Source organism: Enterobacter cloacae complex sp. IR5422, from assembly GCF_049238165.1.
In the GTDB taxonomy this organism is placed as follows: Bacteria; Pseudomonadota; Gammaproteobacteria; order Enterobacterales; family Enterobacteriaceae; genus Enterobacter; species Enterobacter roggenkampii.
On the sequence record NZ_JBMKHT010000069.1, the window covers coordinates 1 to 13,408 of the forward strand.

15 protein-coding genes and 1 pseudogene are annotated in these 13,408 nt (G+C 58.3%); 2 read left to right on the top strand and 14 right to left on the bottom strand.

Annotated elements, in window-relative coordinates:
• Nucleotides 1-86: 86 nt before the first annotated feature.
• From fliR to fliF, 13 genes and pseudogenes are all read right to left on the bottom strand, one after another.
• Nucleotides 87-731: pseudogene (gene fliR, locus ACOTXT_RS21095) on the bottom strand (flagellar biosynthetic protein FliR); the annotation flags it as partial.
• 7 nt (nucleotides 732-738) lie between these two features.
• Nucleotides 739-1,008: a flagellar biosynthesis protein FliQ gene (gene fliQ / locus ACOTXT_RS21100; RefSeq protein WP_008500315.1), complete on the bottom strand. Its 270-nt coding sequence runs from the start codon at nucleotides 1,006-1,008 to the stop codon at nucleotides 739-741.
• 9 nt (nucleotides 1,009-1,017) lie between these two features.
• Nucleotides 1,018-1,755, bottom strand: a complete 738-nt coding sequence (fliP, locus tag ACOTXT_RS21105) for a flagellar type III secretion system pore protein FliP (protein ID WP_008500316.1) — start codon at nucleotides 1,753-1,755, stop codon at nucleotides 1,018-1,020.
• Entirely contained in the window at nucleotides 1,755-2,129 is a 375-nt protein-coding gene (gene fliO / locus ACOTXT_RS21110) for a flagellar biosynthetic protein FliO (protein ID WP_159125465.1), read from the bottom strand. The genes fliP and fliO overlap by 1 nt, the downstream gene beginning before the upstream one ends.
• A gap of 2 nt (nucleotides 2,130-2,131) precedes the next feature.
• The gene (fliN, locus tag ACOTXT_RS21115; RefSeq protein WP_008500318.1) at nucleotides 2,132-2,545 is read right to left on the bottom strand and encodes a flagellar motor switch protein FliN; all 414 of its coding nucleotides are present in this window, start codon (nucleotides 2,543-2,545) and stop codon (nucleotides 2,132-2,134) included.
• A complete protein-coding gene (fliM, locus tag ACOTXT_RS21120; RefSeq protein WP_008500320.1) occupies nucleotides 2,542-3,546 on the bottom strand; it encodes a flagellar motor switch protein FliM in 1,005 nt (334 codons plus the stop codon). Before fliM ends, fliN begins: the two co-directional genes overlap by 4 nt.
• A 4-nt stretch (nucleotides 3,547-3,550) precedes the next feature.
• Nucleotides 3,551-4,021 (bottom strand): flagellar basal body-associated protein FliL, encoded by a 471-nt coding sequence (gene fliL / locus ACOTXT_RS21125; protein ID WP_021241388.1) that lies wholly within the window; start codon nucleotides 4,019-4,021, stop codon nucleotides 3,551-3,553.
• Between the two features lie 106 nt (nucleotides 4,022-4,127).
• The gene (gene fliK, locus ACOTXT_RS21130; protein ID WP_126288289.1) at nucleotides 4,128-5,360 is read right to left on the bottom strand and encodes a flagellar hook length control protein FliK; all 1,233 of its coding nucleotides are present in this window, start codon (nucleotides 5,358-5,360) and stop codon (nucleotides 4,128-4,130) included.
• The gene (fliJ, locus tag ACOTXT_RS21135; protein WP_021241386.1) at nucleotides 5,357-5,800 is read right to left on the bottom strand and encodes a flagellar export protein FliJ; all 444 of its coding nucleotides are present in this window, start codon (nucleotides 5,798-5,800) and stop codon (nucleotides 5,357-5,359) included. Before fliJ ends, fliK begins: the two co-directional genes overlap by 4 nt.
• Before the next feature lie 21 nt (nucleotides 5,801-5,821).
• The gene (gene fliI / locus ACOTXT_RS21140; protein WP_008500325.1) at nucleotides 5,822-7,192 is read right to left on the bottom strand and encodes a flagellar protein export ATPase FliI; all 1,371 of its coding nucleotides are present in this window, start codon (nucleotides 7,190-7,192) and stop codon (nucleotides 5,822-5,824) included.
• Entirely contained in the window at nucleotides 7,192-7,899 is a 708-nt protein-coding gene (fliH, locus tag ACOTXT_RS21145) for a flagellar assembly protein FliH (RefSeq protein WP_008500326.1), read from the bottom strand. The genes fliI and fliH overlap by 1 nt, the downstream gene beginning before the upstream one ends.
• A complete protein-coding gene (fliG, locus tag ACOTXT_RS21150) occupies nucleotides 7,892-8,890 on the bottom strand; it encodes a flagellar motor switch protein FliG (protein WP_008500327.1) in 999 nt (332 codons plus the stop codon). Before fliG ends, fliH begins: the two co-directional genes overlap by 8 nt.
• Nucleotides 8,883-10,562, bottom strand: a complete 1,680-nt coding sequence (fliF, locus tag ACOTXT_RS21155; protein WP_333166443.1) for a flagellar basal-body MS-ring/collar protein FliF — start codon at nucleotides 10,560-10,562, stop codon at nucleotides 8,883-8,885. The genes fliG and fliF overlap by 8 nt, the downstream gene beginning before the upstream one ends.
• Before the next feature lie 228 nt (nucleotides 10,563-10,790).
• Here fliF and fliE point away from each other — a divergent pair, with 228 nt between their 5' ends.
• Both fliE and yedD read left to right on the top strand, forming a co-directional pair.
• Nucleotides 10,791-11,105, top strand: coding sequence for a flagellar hook-basal body complex protein FliE (gene fliE / locus ACOTXT_RS21160; RefSeq protein ID WP_008500329.1), 315 nt, complete (start codon nucleotides 10,791-10,793; stop codon nucleotides 11,103-11,105).
• Nucleotides 11,106-11,179: 74 nt separating this feature from the next.
• Nucleotides 11,180-11,593 (top strand): lipoprotein YedD, encoded by a 414-nt coding sequence (gene yedD / locus ACOTXT_RS21165; protein ID WP_023293875.1) that lies wholly within the window; start codon nucleotides 11,180-11,182, stop codon nucleotides 11,591-11,593.
• Nucleotides 11,594-11,686: 93 nt separating this feature from the next.
• Here the strand turns inward: yedD and amyA are convergent, their stop codons facing one another.
• Nucleotides 11,687-13,174 (bottom strand): alpha-amylase, encoded by a 1,488-nt coding sequence (gene amyA / locus ACOTXT_RS21170; RefSeq protein ID WP_021241382.1) that lies wholly within the window; start codon nucleotides 13,172-13,174, stop codon nucleotides 11,687-11,689.
• Nucleotides 13,175-13,408: the final 234 nt, after the last annotated feature.

Genomic DNA, 13,408 nt, shown 5'->3' on the forward strand with positions numbered 1-13,408 from the left:
CGGGTCTGGCGGCGTTTACTGGAAAACTCACTGTCGGCAAAAGTCAGTTGCTGGCTCATCCGGTTACTCATTCTGGGTTCAGGTTACAACACGATGATCTCACATCTCGGACTTATTCGCACCTTCCCTAACGCCAGGTTGACGGTCAGCAGCAGGGTGATGATCGGCAGCGCCAGCATCAGCCCGTTGAGGAAGATCAGCCCCGCCGCGCGGGTGAGCGCCAGAAACGCATTGCTGTTCACCGGATTTTCGCCAATCGGCAGCGTATGGAACGTGTCCACCAGCATGGAGATAAGCCACAGATGGCCGTTGAACGACAGGAACAGCAGCATGGCGAGCAGATCGATAATGCGCGCCAGCACGGGCATGTTGAGATGACTGCCAGGGTCAACAAACGTGGCGAACGATAGCCCCATCTGCAGGCCAATCAGTTCCCCCGCGGTACGCACCGCGGCAAAGGCGAGCTGCATGGTAAAGCCAACGGCGACGCCAATCATCACCTGCTGCAGGGCCACCCATACCGCATTCGCCGAGAAGATCGGAATATCCACCGGCGGAAGAGACGGTGCGACGATAATGGAGATGATGATGCCCAGCCCCACTTTGACACGCTTAGGGATCGATTTCTCGCTGAGAATGGGGGCGGTAGAGATCAGCGCCATGATGCGCAGCATCGGCCAAAAATAGACGCCGAGCCACTGAACCCACTGGTCGCTGGTGAAGTGCAGCATCGTCAGGTCAGCCGATGATGTACGGCAGGTTGGTAAACAGGTTGCGCATATAGTCCAGCAGCAGGTTCAGCATCCACGGCCCGGCCACGATAATCGCCACGAACACGGCGATAATTTTCGGGATGAACGACAGCGTCATTTCGTTAATCTGCGTGGCGGCCTGGAGAATACTGATAATCAGACCGGTAACCAGCGCGACAAGCAGCAGCGGCGCGGCAACGGCAATCGCGATTTTCATCGCCTCCGTGCCCATCATCATGACCGATTCGGGTGTCATTGCCGTTCCTTAACTGTAGAAACTCTGCGCCAGCGAGCTGACCAGCAGCTGCCAGCCGTCGACCAGCACAAAGAGCATGATCTTAAAGGGCAGGGCGATGGTCGCGGGCGGCACCATCATCATCCCGAGCGCCATCAGGACGCTGGCGATCACCAGGTCAATAATCAGGAACGGAATAAAGATGGTAAAGCCAATCTGGAATGCGGTTTTCAGCTCGCTGGTCACATAGGCGGGCAGCAGAATACGCATGGGTACCGCTTCCGGTCCCTGCAGCTCGCCGGTGTTGGACAGGCGGGCAAAGAGGGCCAGGTCGGCTTCACGCGTCTGACGCAGCATAAATTCCCGCAGCGGCTGCGCGCCTTTATCCAGCGCCTCCTGCATAGAGATTTTATCTTCGCTGAACGGCTGGTAGGCGTCGGTGTAAATCTTATCGATCACCGGCGACATAATGAAAAAGGTCAAAAACAGCGCCAGCCCGAGCAGAACCTGGTTTGGCGGAGCGGAAGGGGTGCCGAGCGCGTTTCGCAGCAGACCAAAAACGATGATGATGCGGGTGAAGCTGGTCATCATCAGCAGGATGGCCGGAATAAACGTCAGCGAGGTGATGAACACCAGCGTCTGAACCGGAAGCGACCAGCTTTGGCCGCCGCCCGCGAGCGGGGTAGAAACCAGACCGGGCAGTTGCGCATAGACCGCGGGAGCAAACAGGCCAACGCCCGCAAGCGTCAGGGATAACAAACGGCGCATCAGGATCTCCCGGAACGCTTAAGCAAACTCTTCATCACGGACTGGAAATCCGCAGGGGCCTCTGCACGCTCGTCCACCACAAGAGGGGCGGGCGGCAGTTTATGTAACACGCTGATGTTTGACGCCGTGACGCCCAGGACCAGGCGCGCATCGTCCACCTCGACGATGACCACGCGTTCACGCGGCCCCAGCGTAGTGCTGGCGCTGACCTTCAGCCCGCGGGCACCGGCGGTTTTCCCCGCCAGGCCAAAGCGCTTCGCCAGCCAGGCGGCGATAAGAATAAAGGCAATAATACCGAACAACGCCCCGCTCACCTGGAGCAGAGGCGAGCCGGGAACGGCAGAAGGTTGCGATACTGTTGCCTGGGTTTTCATGCTTAACGGCTCAGACGACGCATACGTTCAGACGGGGTAATGATGTCGGTGATGCGTACGCCGTATTTATCGGCCACCACCACCACTTCACCCTGAGCAATCAGATAGCCGTTGATCAGGATATCCAGCGGCTCGCCGGCCAGGCCGTCAAGCGCCACAACGGAGCCCTGCGTCAGGCGCAGCAGCTCTTTAATGGTCATGCGGGTACGTCCCAGCTCAACGGTCAGCTTAACCGGGATATCCATAATCAGGTCGATATCCTGCAGCGTGCCGCTGACGTCACCGCCGCCAAGCTGCTGGAATACGGCATCCGCTGCGCTTTTGGCCGGGGTCGCTTTTTGCTCGTTTAACGCGTCAGCCCACAGATCGTCCAGTGCTCCGCTGTTTTCATCGGACGGATTGTTCATGTCACTCATTTGGGCTGTTCCTCATTCAGCGAATTCAAAATCGGGTTGATCAAGTGCTCAACGCGTAACGCATACTGACCGTTAATCGTGCCGTACTGGCTTGTCAGCACGGGGACACCATCCACATGGGCAATAATGCGGTCGGGTTTTTCTATCGGCAAAACATCACCGGGTTGTAATTTCAGGATCTGAGATAACCGCAGCGGGATATCGGCGAAGCTCGCCACCAGCTCAAGCTGCGAATGCTGGACCTGGCGGACCAGGTTTTCACGCCAGTTCTGGTCTTCGTTGCGGGAGTTCTCCAGCGGCGGGTTAACCAGCAGCTCGCGTAGCGGTTCGATCATGCTGAACGGCAGGCAGATGTTGAACTCGCCGGTCAGGTTACCGATCTCCACGTGGAACGGCGTATTCACGACGATATCGTTCGGGGAGGTGGTGATATTGGTAAATTTCACCTGCATCTCAGAACGGACGTACTCCACTTCCAGCGGGTTAATCGCTTTCCACGCGTCGCTGTAGGACTCCAGCGCCAGCTTCAGCATGCGGTTAATGACGCGCTGTTCGGTGTGGGTGAATTCGCGACCTTCTACTTTGGTCGGGAAACGCCCGTCGCCGCCGAACAGGTTATCCACCGCGATGAACACCAGGCTTGGCGAAAACACCACCAGACCGGTGCCGCGCAGCGGCTTCAGATGAATCAGGTTAAGGTTGGTTGGCACCGGCAGGTTGCGGGCAAACTCGTGATACGGCTGAATGCGGATCGCACCGACCGTAATATCCGGGCTACGACGCAGCAGGTTAAACAGCCCCATACGGAACTGACGTGCAAAACGTTCGTTAATGATCTCCAGCGCCTGCAGACGTTCACGTACCACGCGACGCTGGGTATTCGGGTCATAGGGACGAATATCGCTATCGCCGCCAATACCCGGTTGCGGATCATCACTTTTATCGCTGTCGCCGTTGAGCAGCGCATCGATTTCTGCCTGAGAAAGAATACTGTCGCCCATGTCGTTACCGCAGAATGAAGGCTGTATACAGAACGTCAGTGACTTCCTGCTTAGGTTGGCCGTTTACCAGCGGAGTCGCCAGCGTTTGTTTAATGGCGTCGACCAGCTTTTGCTTACCCACATCGGTGGCCAGCGCCGAAGCGTCCTGACGAGAGAACAGCAGCAGAAGGCGGCTACGCACCTCCGGAAGATAATCATTCAGACGCGCGCGCGTGGCTTCATCCTTCAGGCGCAGCGTAATACCGACATACAGCACACGATCCGCGTCACCGAGGTTCACGGTGAAGGTGTCCAGAGGGAAAAATACCGGCGCCGGCGGTGGTGCAGGTTCGGCTTTGGCCGCAGCGGTCGAAGGTTCCTGCTGCATACGCCAGTAACTATAGCCCGCGGTAGCGCAGGCGGCGAGCGTGATCAACACCAGCAGCGGGATCCAGATGGAACGCTTACTTTTTTTGGTGATAGCGGAGTCAGTCATCTGATACGAGCTTCCTGTTTCGGTACAGCTTAATAAGGTGATTATCCCGTGTCCTGCTGTCGTCAAAGCGTGGAAAAGACGGGGATAATCACGCTACCTCTGGCGTTTAGGCGAAGATGTCTACGGCACTGTTACCGCGCGCGGCGGATTGCAGAGCGGCAGGGACAGGCAGTAACTCATCGCTCTCGTCATTAAAGCCGCCGGTGTTGCCGGAACGCGAAGCCTGGTGCTGCTGCTGGGATGAGGACTGCTGCTGCCCGGCAAAGCTCTCGCTGCTGACGCTGCTTTGCGCAAGCTGAATGCCGTTCTCCGCCAGTGAGGTTCGCAGGACCGGCAGCGCGGCTTCCAGCGCCGCACGGACATGGCTGTGCGCAGAAACCATCTGCAGCTGCGCCTGGTTATCGTCCAGCTTAAGCGAAATTTGCACCTGACCCAGATCTTCCGGGTGCAGACGCAGCTCGGCTGTCTGCTGGCCCTGTTTAGTGAACAGGGTGATGTGCTGGCTCAGGGACTGCTGCCATTCATGCGTACCCAGAGGCTGGCTTAACACCGGCGCGGTGGCGACGGTGGCGGCCGTCTGACTGGTCGCATGGCTGGACATAATCGGTGCCAGGGTCGCCGTCGGTGAGGCTGAGGAGGAGGAACTGGCAAGCTCCTGCTTCTCTGCCGTTGCGGCCACGGCCGGCGTGGCCGGCGCGTTACCCGACAGGGCCGGGTCGCTGTTTTTCGCCTGGCTCTGATAAGGCGCAGCACTCTGGGCTTTATCATGGCTTCCCGGAAGCGCGTTCAGGGACGGCTGGCCCGCGCCGTTTTGCGTCAGCGCCGCTGAACTCAGCGTTGCGGTGGCGGACACACCGTCACTGCCTGCCGCACGTGAGGTGCTGGTCTGCTGGTGCGGCAGCATGGCCATCAGCGCGCTTAACCCGGCCAGCTCCTCTTCGCTCAGCTCGCTTTTGCCGTCATCTTTGCTGTTGACCGCATTAAGCGTTTTCAGGGCATCACCCTTTGACAGCGGCACCAGCCCGGATACCAGCGTATCAAGCGACGTAACGGGCGACGTTTCATCGCCATTCAGCGCAGTTTGACGCGAGAGCAGGTCGGCAATTTTTGCCTGCAGGGTGGTATCCCCTTTGGCGTCCTGAGCAACGTGGGACAGCTTGCTGCCGGCGGCTTTCAGGTCAGCCAGCGTCAGGGGCGCATCGTTGCCCTTGCCCGTCGCGTCCGACAGGGCGCCCGCGAGCAGCGCGAGAAAGTCCTGTGCACCGTCGGTGCCTTTTCCTGTCTGCGTACCGCCTGACAGGTCGCTGTCGCTCATCAGCAGTTGTTGCAGTGTGATCATTCCGGTTTCCTCATTGATGCGCGCTGGGCAAACTCATCCATTTTTTTCTGATCCAGGCGGTTTTCCGCCAGGGTCGTTGCCGCAATCTGTCGGTCCTGTAAGGTCTGCCAGGCCTGCAGTCGCTGCTTCTTCTCGCGCCAGAAATTCAGCGCGGTATCGACTTTCTGGGTCCACTGGTGAAGCTGCTGGCGATGCTGATCTATCGCCTTCTCCAGCGTCTGGATAAACTGCTGATAGTTAATCCAGCGCTGGCTTCCAATGCCCTGTGTCATATCGGTATTGAGGTTGGTGCGATATTCATGCTGATAGTCGATTAACATCTTCAACTGTTCTTCAGCCTGCTGGCACCCGCGTCGCATTGCGCCAAGCTGCAATGCGGCATCATCAACTTCTTTTTCAGCCAGATCTTTCAGCGTTGATAACGCGCTGTTTTGCGCCATGACCTTCGCCCTCCACCTGTGTTACACCTGCGGGAAAATCAGCTCCAGAGCCTGAATTGAATCTTCCCAGTCGGCACGTTCAAAAATGCCTTGTTGCAAAAATGCCTCCAGCTGCGGCCACAGGGTAATCGCTTTGTCGAGCATCGGGTCGCTGCCTTTGGCATACGCCCCCACGCTGACCAGATCGCGGTTGCGCTGGAAGCTGGAGAGGAGTTGTTTAAAGTTACGCACGCGGGCGTAGTGTTTCTCGGTTATCAGCGCCGTCATCGCGCGGCTGATAGAGGCTTCAATATCTATCGCCGGATAGTGTCCGGCTTCGGCCAGACGACGAGACAGCACGATATGACCGTCAAGGATCGCGCGCGCGGAGTCGGCAATCGGATCCTGCTGGTCATCGCCTTCGGTCAGCACCGTATAGAACGCGGTGATGGAGCCGCCGCCGCTGATGCCGTTCCCCGCACGTTCCACCAGGGCAGGGAGTTTGGCGAAGACCGAAGGCGGGTAGCCTTTGGTCGCCGGTGGCTCACCGATAGCCAGCGCGATTTCACGCTGCGCCATCGCGTAGCGGGTCAGCGAATCCATAATCAGCAGCACGTGCTTGCCGCGGTCACGGAAATCTTCGGCGATGCGGGTGGCATAGGCTGCCCCCTGCATACGCAGTAACGGCGACACGTCCGCCGGTGCGGCAATGACCACCGAGCGGGCACGGCCTTCCGCACCCAGAATGTTTTCAATAAAGTCTTTTACTTCACGACCGCGCTCGCCGATCAGGCCCACGACGATCACATCGGCCTGCGTATAGCGCGCCATCATGCCGAGCAGGACGGATTTACCCACGCCTGACCCGGCGAAGAGGCCCATACGTTGCCCGCGTCCCACGGTCAGCAGGGCGTTAATCGGTCGCACGCCGGTATCGAGCACATGCTCGATAGGGGTACGCTGCAGGGGGTTAAACGGCTGGGTAATTAATGCGCCGGTTTCGGTGGTGTCCGGGGAGGGCAGCCCGTCGAGCGGCTTCCCGCTGCCGTCCAGCACGCGACCCAGCAGGGCAGGACCAAGCGGCAGCTGTTTCCCGCTTTGCAGCCCATCGCCGGACGTGTTTTTGGCATACACGCGCGCGCCGGGCAGAATACCTTCCACCTCTTCAAGCGGCATCAGGAACAGGCGCTGGCCGTTGAACCCGACCACTTCGCTTTCTACTTCACGCGTTTCCAGACCGTCCTGACGCTCAATCACGCAGGTCGCGCCCAGCGGAAGCTGCAGGCCGGTGGCCTCCAGGACCAGACCGGTGGCGCGCGTCAGCCGCCCATAACGACGAACAGAGGGCAGTTGCGCCATCTTCGTCTCAAAGTTGTCGAGCGTGGTGAGCCAGCGGGTGAGGCGTGCGGTCATCAGACGACTCCCGGTGCCGCCAGGCGACACAGTTCCTGCCAGCGGGTGGCGACGCTGGCATCCAGATCGCCTTCATCGGCAGAAACTTTGCAGCCGCCGTGATGTAACGACGGGTCGCCGCGCAGACGCCAGCCGTGCAGGTTTAGCGTCGCGCCCAGGCTCTCTTCCACGCGCTGCAGGTCGTCCGGGTGGACGCGCAGCTGCGGCTTACCGCTGAACAGCGGCTCCTGCTGCAGCAGACCCTGAATTTGTTTGATTAGCGCGGTGTTATCCACCACGGGCGTCTGGCCGATCACCTGACGCGCGGCTTCCAGCGCCATCTGCATCAGTCGCGAGGCAATCACGCTGTCCAGCGCGTCCAGCGTGTGCTGAAACTCGCTGACCAGCTGCTGCATGCGGGCATGGATCGGCGCCTGCTGCTGGCGCGCCTGATCGATACCGTGCTCTAACCCTTTCGCCAGGCCTTCCTGATACCCCAGCTCGTGGCCTTTCTGCCGGCCTTCGTTCAGACCGGCATTGTAGCCCTGCTCGTGCGCCTGCATTTGCAGCTGAGCCAGCATTTGCGCCTGCTGCTCCTCTTCGCTCAGCTCGGGCTGCTCGACGTCCGGGTCAAGCGCCTCGGTCGGGATCGCGGCTGGCGTGAACTCGGAGAGGGGAGGGGCCAGATCGTCCGGCGTCCAGCGCTTCCACGGCAGCTCATTAGACATAGGTGTCGTCTCCGCTGCCAATCACCATCTCGCCGGTTTCCGCCAGACGACGAACGATAAGCAGAATGGCTTTCTGTTCGTTTTCCACCTGAGACAGACGAACCGGACCGCGGTTGGCAAGGTCGTCGCGCAGGATATCGGCCGCACGTTGAGACATGTTGCGCAGGAACTTCTCGCGCAGCGGCTGCTCGGCGCCTTTGAGGGCGATAAGCAGCGACTCGGAATCCACTTCCTGGAGCAGGCGCTGGATGCTGCGGTCGTCCACTTCGACGAGGTTTTCGAACAGGAACATCTCGTCGATGATTTTCTGTGCCAGCTCGCCGTCGAATTCGCGAACCGCCGTAATGACGGCCTCTTCCTGCTGCGTTTTCATCAGGTTGATGATTTCTGCCGCCGTTCTCACGCCGCCCATTTTGCTGCGCTTGAGGTTCTGGCCGTCGAGCAGGTTGTTCAGCACCTCGGTCAGCTCCGCCAGCGCGGCAGGCTGGACGCCGCCGAAGGTGGCGATACGCAGCATCACATCGTGACGCAGGCGCTCTTCGAACAGCGCCAGAATATCGGCCGCCTGACCACGTTTGAGGTGGACAAGGATGGTGGCGATAATCTGCGGGTGCTCGTCGCGAATAAGGTCGGCGGCACTCTGCGGTTCCATAAAGTTAAGCGTTTCGATACCGCTGGCGGTATCGCGCGTTTCCAGAATGTCTTCCAGCAGGCTGGCGGCACGCTCTTCGCCCAGCGCCTTGACCAGCACGGAACGCAGGTAGTCGTTGGCGTTGACGTTGAGCGCGGCAAACTGTTCGGCTTCCTGCTCAAATTCCGACAGCACTTCGGTCAGCTGCTTGTTGGAAATTTGACGCACGTTGGCCATCGCCGCACTGAGAATTTGCACTTCCCGCTGGGAGAGGTGTTTAAACACCTCTGCCGCGCGATCTTCGCCAATGGTCATCAGCAGGATGACGCTCTTATCGGTGCCCGTAAGCGTATTACTCATGTTCGTTACCCATCCACTGACGGATGACCAGCGCCACGACGCGCGGATCGTTATCTGACATTTCGCGAATGCGCTGGCTCATCACCTCGGCACCCATGCGCTGGTTAGCGCGGCGCTGCTGCATCTGTTCATCTTTGCTGAGGCGCACTTCAACCGCTTCTTCCGTTTCCTGACGCGCATTCATCTGCTCGCGAGCCGCTTTTTCGGCTTCAGCACGGCGCTGGAGCTGAGGACGAACGCCCTTGCGCCACAGCAGCCACGCGACAATCAGTACCAGCAGCCAGCGTCCAGCGGACATCAGCTGGTCGATAAACACCTGCTGTTGCCAGAACGGCAGTTCACCGCCGGTCTCTTCCACCGAGTTGAACGGTGAGTTCACCACGTTGAGGGTATCGCCGCGCTTCTCGGAGTAACCCATCGCTTCACGGGTCAGGTTTTCAATCTGCTTCATCTGTTCGGCGGTCAACGGCAACGGTTTGCCATCCGCCAGCGTTTTGTAGTTCACCACTACCGCAACGGAGAGACGCTGAATATCGCCCACGTTCAGTTTAGTGTGGCGAATCGTCCTATCCACTTCGTAGTTCGTGGTTTCGTTACGGCTGCTGTTTCGTGGACCGCTGTTCGTCGCCGTTGAGGTGGTCTGCTGGTTATTCTGCTGGCCGTTCTGCTGATTGGCCGGCGGCGTAGAGATCGGCGCCGCGTTAGCCGGGGCAGGCTGGTTAGACAGCGCGCCCGGCACGCCGCCTGGGTTTGCGCCGCCAATCTGCTCGCTGGTGTTGATCTGGCGCGAACGCATAACCGCCTGCGCCGCATCGCCGTTCGGGCTGTACTGCTCTTCGGTTTGTTCTTTATTCGAGAAGTCGATCTGCGCGGTGACCTGCGCGTGCACGTTGCTGTTGCCCACCACCGGACCCAGGATCGCTTCGATACGGCGCTGGAGACGGCTTTCCACATCAGCGGCATATTTCAGCTGCGCGTCATTCAGATCGCGACCGGCGGTATTGGATTGCGTCAGCAGGTGACCGCTCTGGTCAACCAGCGTCACGTTACCCGGCGGCAGACCGGCCACGGCGCTGGAGACGAGATGCGTCACCGCGCTGATTTGCCCTTCGTCCAGCGCGCGGCCAGGCTCAAGGTTCACGGTCACGGAAGCCGAAGGCGATTTCTGTTCGCGGACAAATAAGGAAGGTTTAGGCATCGCCAGGTGCACGCGGGCACTCTTCACCGGGCCTAATGTTTCAATGGTGCGGGCCAGCTCACCTTCCAGCGCACGCTGGTAGTTCACCTGCTCGCTGAACTGGCTGATACCGAATTTTTCCTGATCCAGCAGCTCAAAGCCTACCGCGCCGCCCTTCGGCAGCCCCTGCTGGGCCAGGCGCAGACGCAGTTCGTGCACCTTATCTGCCGGAACCTCCAGCGCACCGCCATTATCGGCAAAGCGATAAGGGATGTTCATCTGGGTCAGCTGGGTGACGATGGCGCCGCCATCCTGATCGGAAAGGTTACTGTAGAGCGTCCGGTAATCAGGGCTTTTCGCCCACAGGACCATCGCTACAAGGATCGCAATTGCGGCAGCGCCTGCCACGATCAACGGGATTTTAGGATTCGCGCGAAGGCGGTTCATCCACTCGAGTGATTTATTCTGCGGCGCTGTCGATGCTGTTGCACTCATTGCGCACCTCTTAAATCCTGGTGGTTTACGTTATTCGTGTAGAGAAACAAAACTGACTCCCGGGTCGGCAAACACGACAAATGTTCCATATTGATGGCCCTGCCATTATTTGATGATTCGTGATTTTCTATGCGTCAAATAACCTGGTTTTTTCATGCTATTTACCGCCATTATCTTATTGACAAGCTGTTAGTCTTGACCGCGTAAAAAACCATCCAGGGGAGAGTCATGGCTATACAGGGCATTGAAGGGGTAATCAGTCAGCTGCAGGCAACGGCGATGACGGCCCGTAATCAGAATGTGGCAGATCAGCAGCCGAGCATCAGCTTTGCAGGGCAACTGCATGCCGCTCTTGACCGTATCAGTGATACCCAGACCGCAGCGCGCACGCAGGCAGAAAAGTTCACCCTCGGCGAGCCGGGCGTGGCGCTGAATGATGTGATGACCGATTTGCAAAAAGCCTCGGTTTCCCTGCAGATGGGGATCCAGGTGCGTAACAAGCTGGTGTCGGCTTATCAAGAGGTCATGGGGATGCAGGTCTAAGACCTGTCGATCTTCGCTGGCAGCCGCAGCGCTTTAATGCCACAATATTTTTTTCTTCGAATGCAGGAAAGATGATGAAAAAAATAGCAATTGCTGGCGCGCTGCTGGCACTGACCGGGTGCGTTCAGGTCGATAATTATAAAGAGGTGATCAAGCATCCTGTCCCGGCGCATCTGGCGGGATACTGGCAGTCAAAAGGGCCGCAGAGCAAAATGGTCAGCCCTGAAGCGATTGCCACGCTGGTGGTGACGGAAGAGGGCGATACGCTGGACTGCCGTCAGTGGCAGCGCGTGATTGCCGTGCCGGGTAAAATCATGCTGCGTTCAGACAGTTATTACAACGTGACGCGCAAGCTGGATATTTATCCGCTGGAGCGCGATGGCTCGACGCTTGAGTACGACGGGCTGGAGCTGCAGAAGGTCGATCGCCCAACGGTTGAGTGTGCCGATTACCTGAGCAAGCATCCGCTGGAGAGTAAACTACCGTAGCCGTTTGTTGCCGGGTGGCGCTGACGCTTACCCGGCCTACAAAAGTGCCTTCCCGTAGGCCGGGTAAGGCGAAGCCGCCACCCGGCATGGTTTCTACAGCGCATCCTCAATTACCCACACGCTCACGCTTCCGCCTTTGCAGGTAAACGTCCCTTCGCCATCCGCCGCCGTGGTGACCGTTTCTTCGCGATTGCCGAGAAAATCACGCCACGTTTTGTTGCCGTAGTTTTCCCCCAGGCAAATTACCTTCTCGCCGTCGTCCCCGTTCGACATCACCACCACGCAGCCGGGATCGTCTTCCGTGCCGCTGCGGCTGAAGGCGATGCAGTTAGGATGGTCAAAAAAGAGCGTCTGCACGCCGTGGGCAAAACGCTGGCGCGCGAGGATCAGCTCGTGGAGCTGCTCAATGACCGGCATATCAATATGGTACGTCTCTCCATCTCCACCCGTATCGTCATAGCTGGCGCCAAAGAGGTCAGGATAAAAGACGCTCGGCACGCCATTTTCCCGCAGCAGGATCAGCGCATACGCCAGCGGTTTAAACCAGGCTTCGACCGGGGCTTCCAGCGCCTGCAAAGGCTGGGTGTCATGGTTTGCGACGAGGGTGACCGCATGAAACGGATCGGCTTCCACCAGCGTGCCGGTAAAGATTTGGCTCATGTCATAATCCCGGCCCTGACGTGACGCCTCGTGGAATTTCATCTGCAGGGGGGCATCAAACAGCATCGTTTTGCCTTCGACCTGGTCGATATAGGCCTGAAGTTTATCCACCTCATGGGACCAGTATTCCGCCACGATAAACAGCGGCTGGTCGGCGACCTCCTGGACGTGCTCAATCCACTCTTTGTAGAACCAGGCGGGAATATGCTTGACGGCGTCCAGGCGAAAACCGTCGCAGCGCGTCTGTTCCATGACCCAGCGGGCCCAGTATTTGATCTCCTCGGTCACGGCGTGATTGCGAAAGTCGATATTTTCACCCATCAGATAATCGAAGTTACCCATCTCATCGTCAACCTGATCGTTCCAGCCTTCGCCGGTGTAGTCGTTGACGATTTTAAAAATGCCGTCTTCATCTGGGTTTTCAATGTGGTCGACGCCGCTGAAGCATTTGTAGTCCCAGATAAACTGCGAATATTGCCCGGCGCGGGCAGGGAAGGTATAGCGGGTCCAGGCTTCACACTCGATGACCTCGTCATCGATTTGCGTGCGATCCTGCTCGTTCACGCGCTGAACGCGGACAGGCTCTTTTTCATCGGCACCCATTTTGTGGTTCACCACCACGTCCAGCAGCACGGCAATGTCGTTGCGCTTGAGGGCGTCGATGGCTTCCAGCAGCTGCGCTTTGTCACCGTATTTCGTGGCGATACTGCCTTTCTGGTCAAACTCGCCCAGATCGAACAGGTCATAAGAGTCATAGCCGACAGAATACCCGCCTGACGCGCCTTTATAGGCGGGCGGGAGCCAGATCATGTTAATGCCGATTTCGTTAAGATTGGGGGCTAACGCCGTGACCTCTCGCCACAATTCACCGCCAGCAGGGTAGTACCAGTGAAAACATTGTAACAGGGTGGGGTTTTTCATCGTCCGTGCTCCATATTGAGAACACAGTGAGTATGGGTGAAATGAGAATAAAACGCGGATGAAATAACAAAATATTATTCATCCGCAAAATACCATATTCAGACTAGGGAAGGTGCGAATAAGTCCGAGATGTGAGATCATCGTGTTGTAACCTGAACCCAGAATGAGTAACCGGATGAGCCAGCAACTGACTTTTGCCGACAGTGAGTTTTCCAGTAAACGCCGCCAGACCCG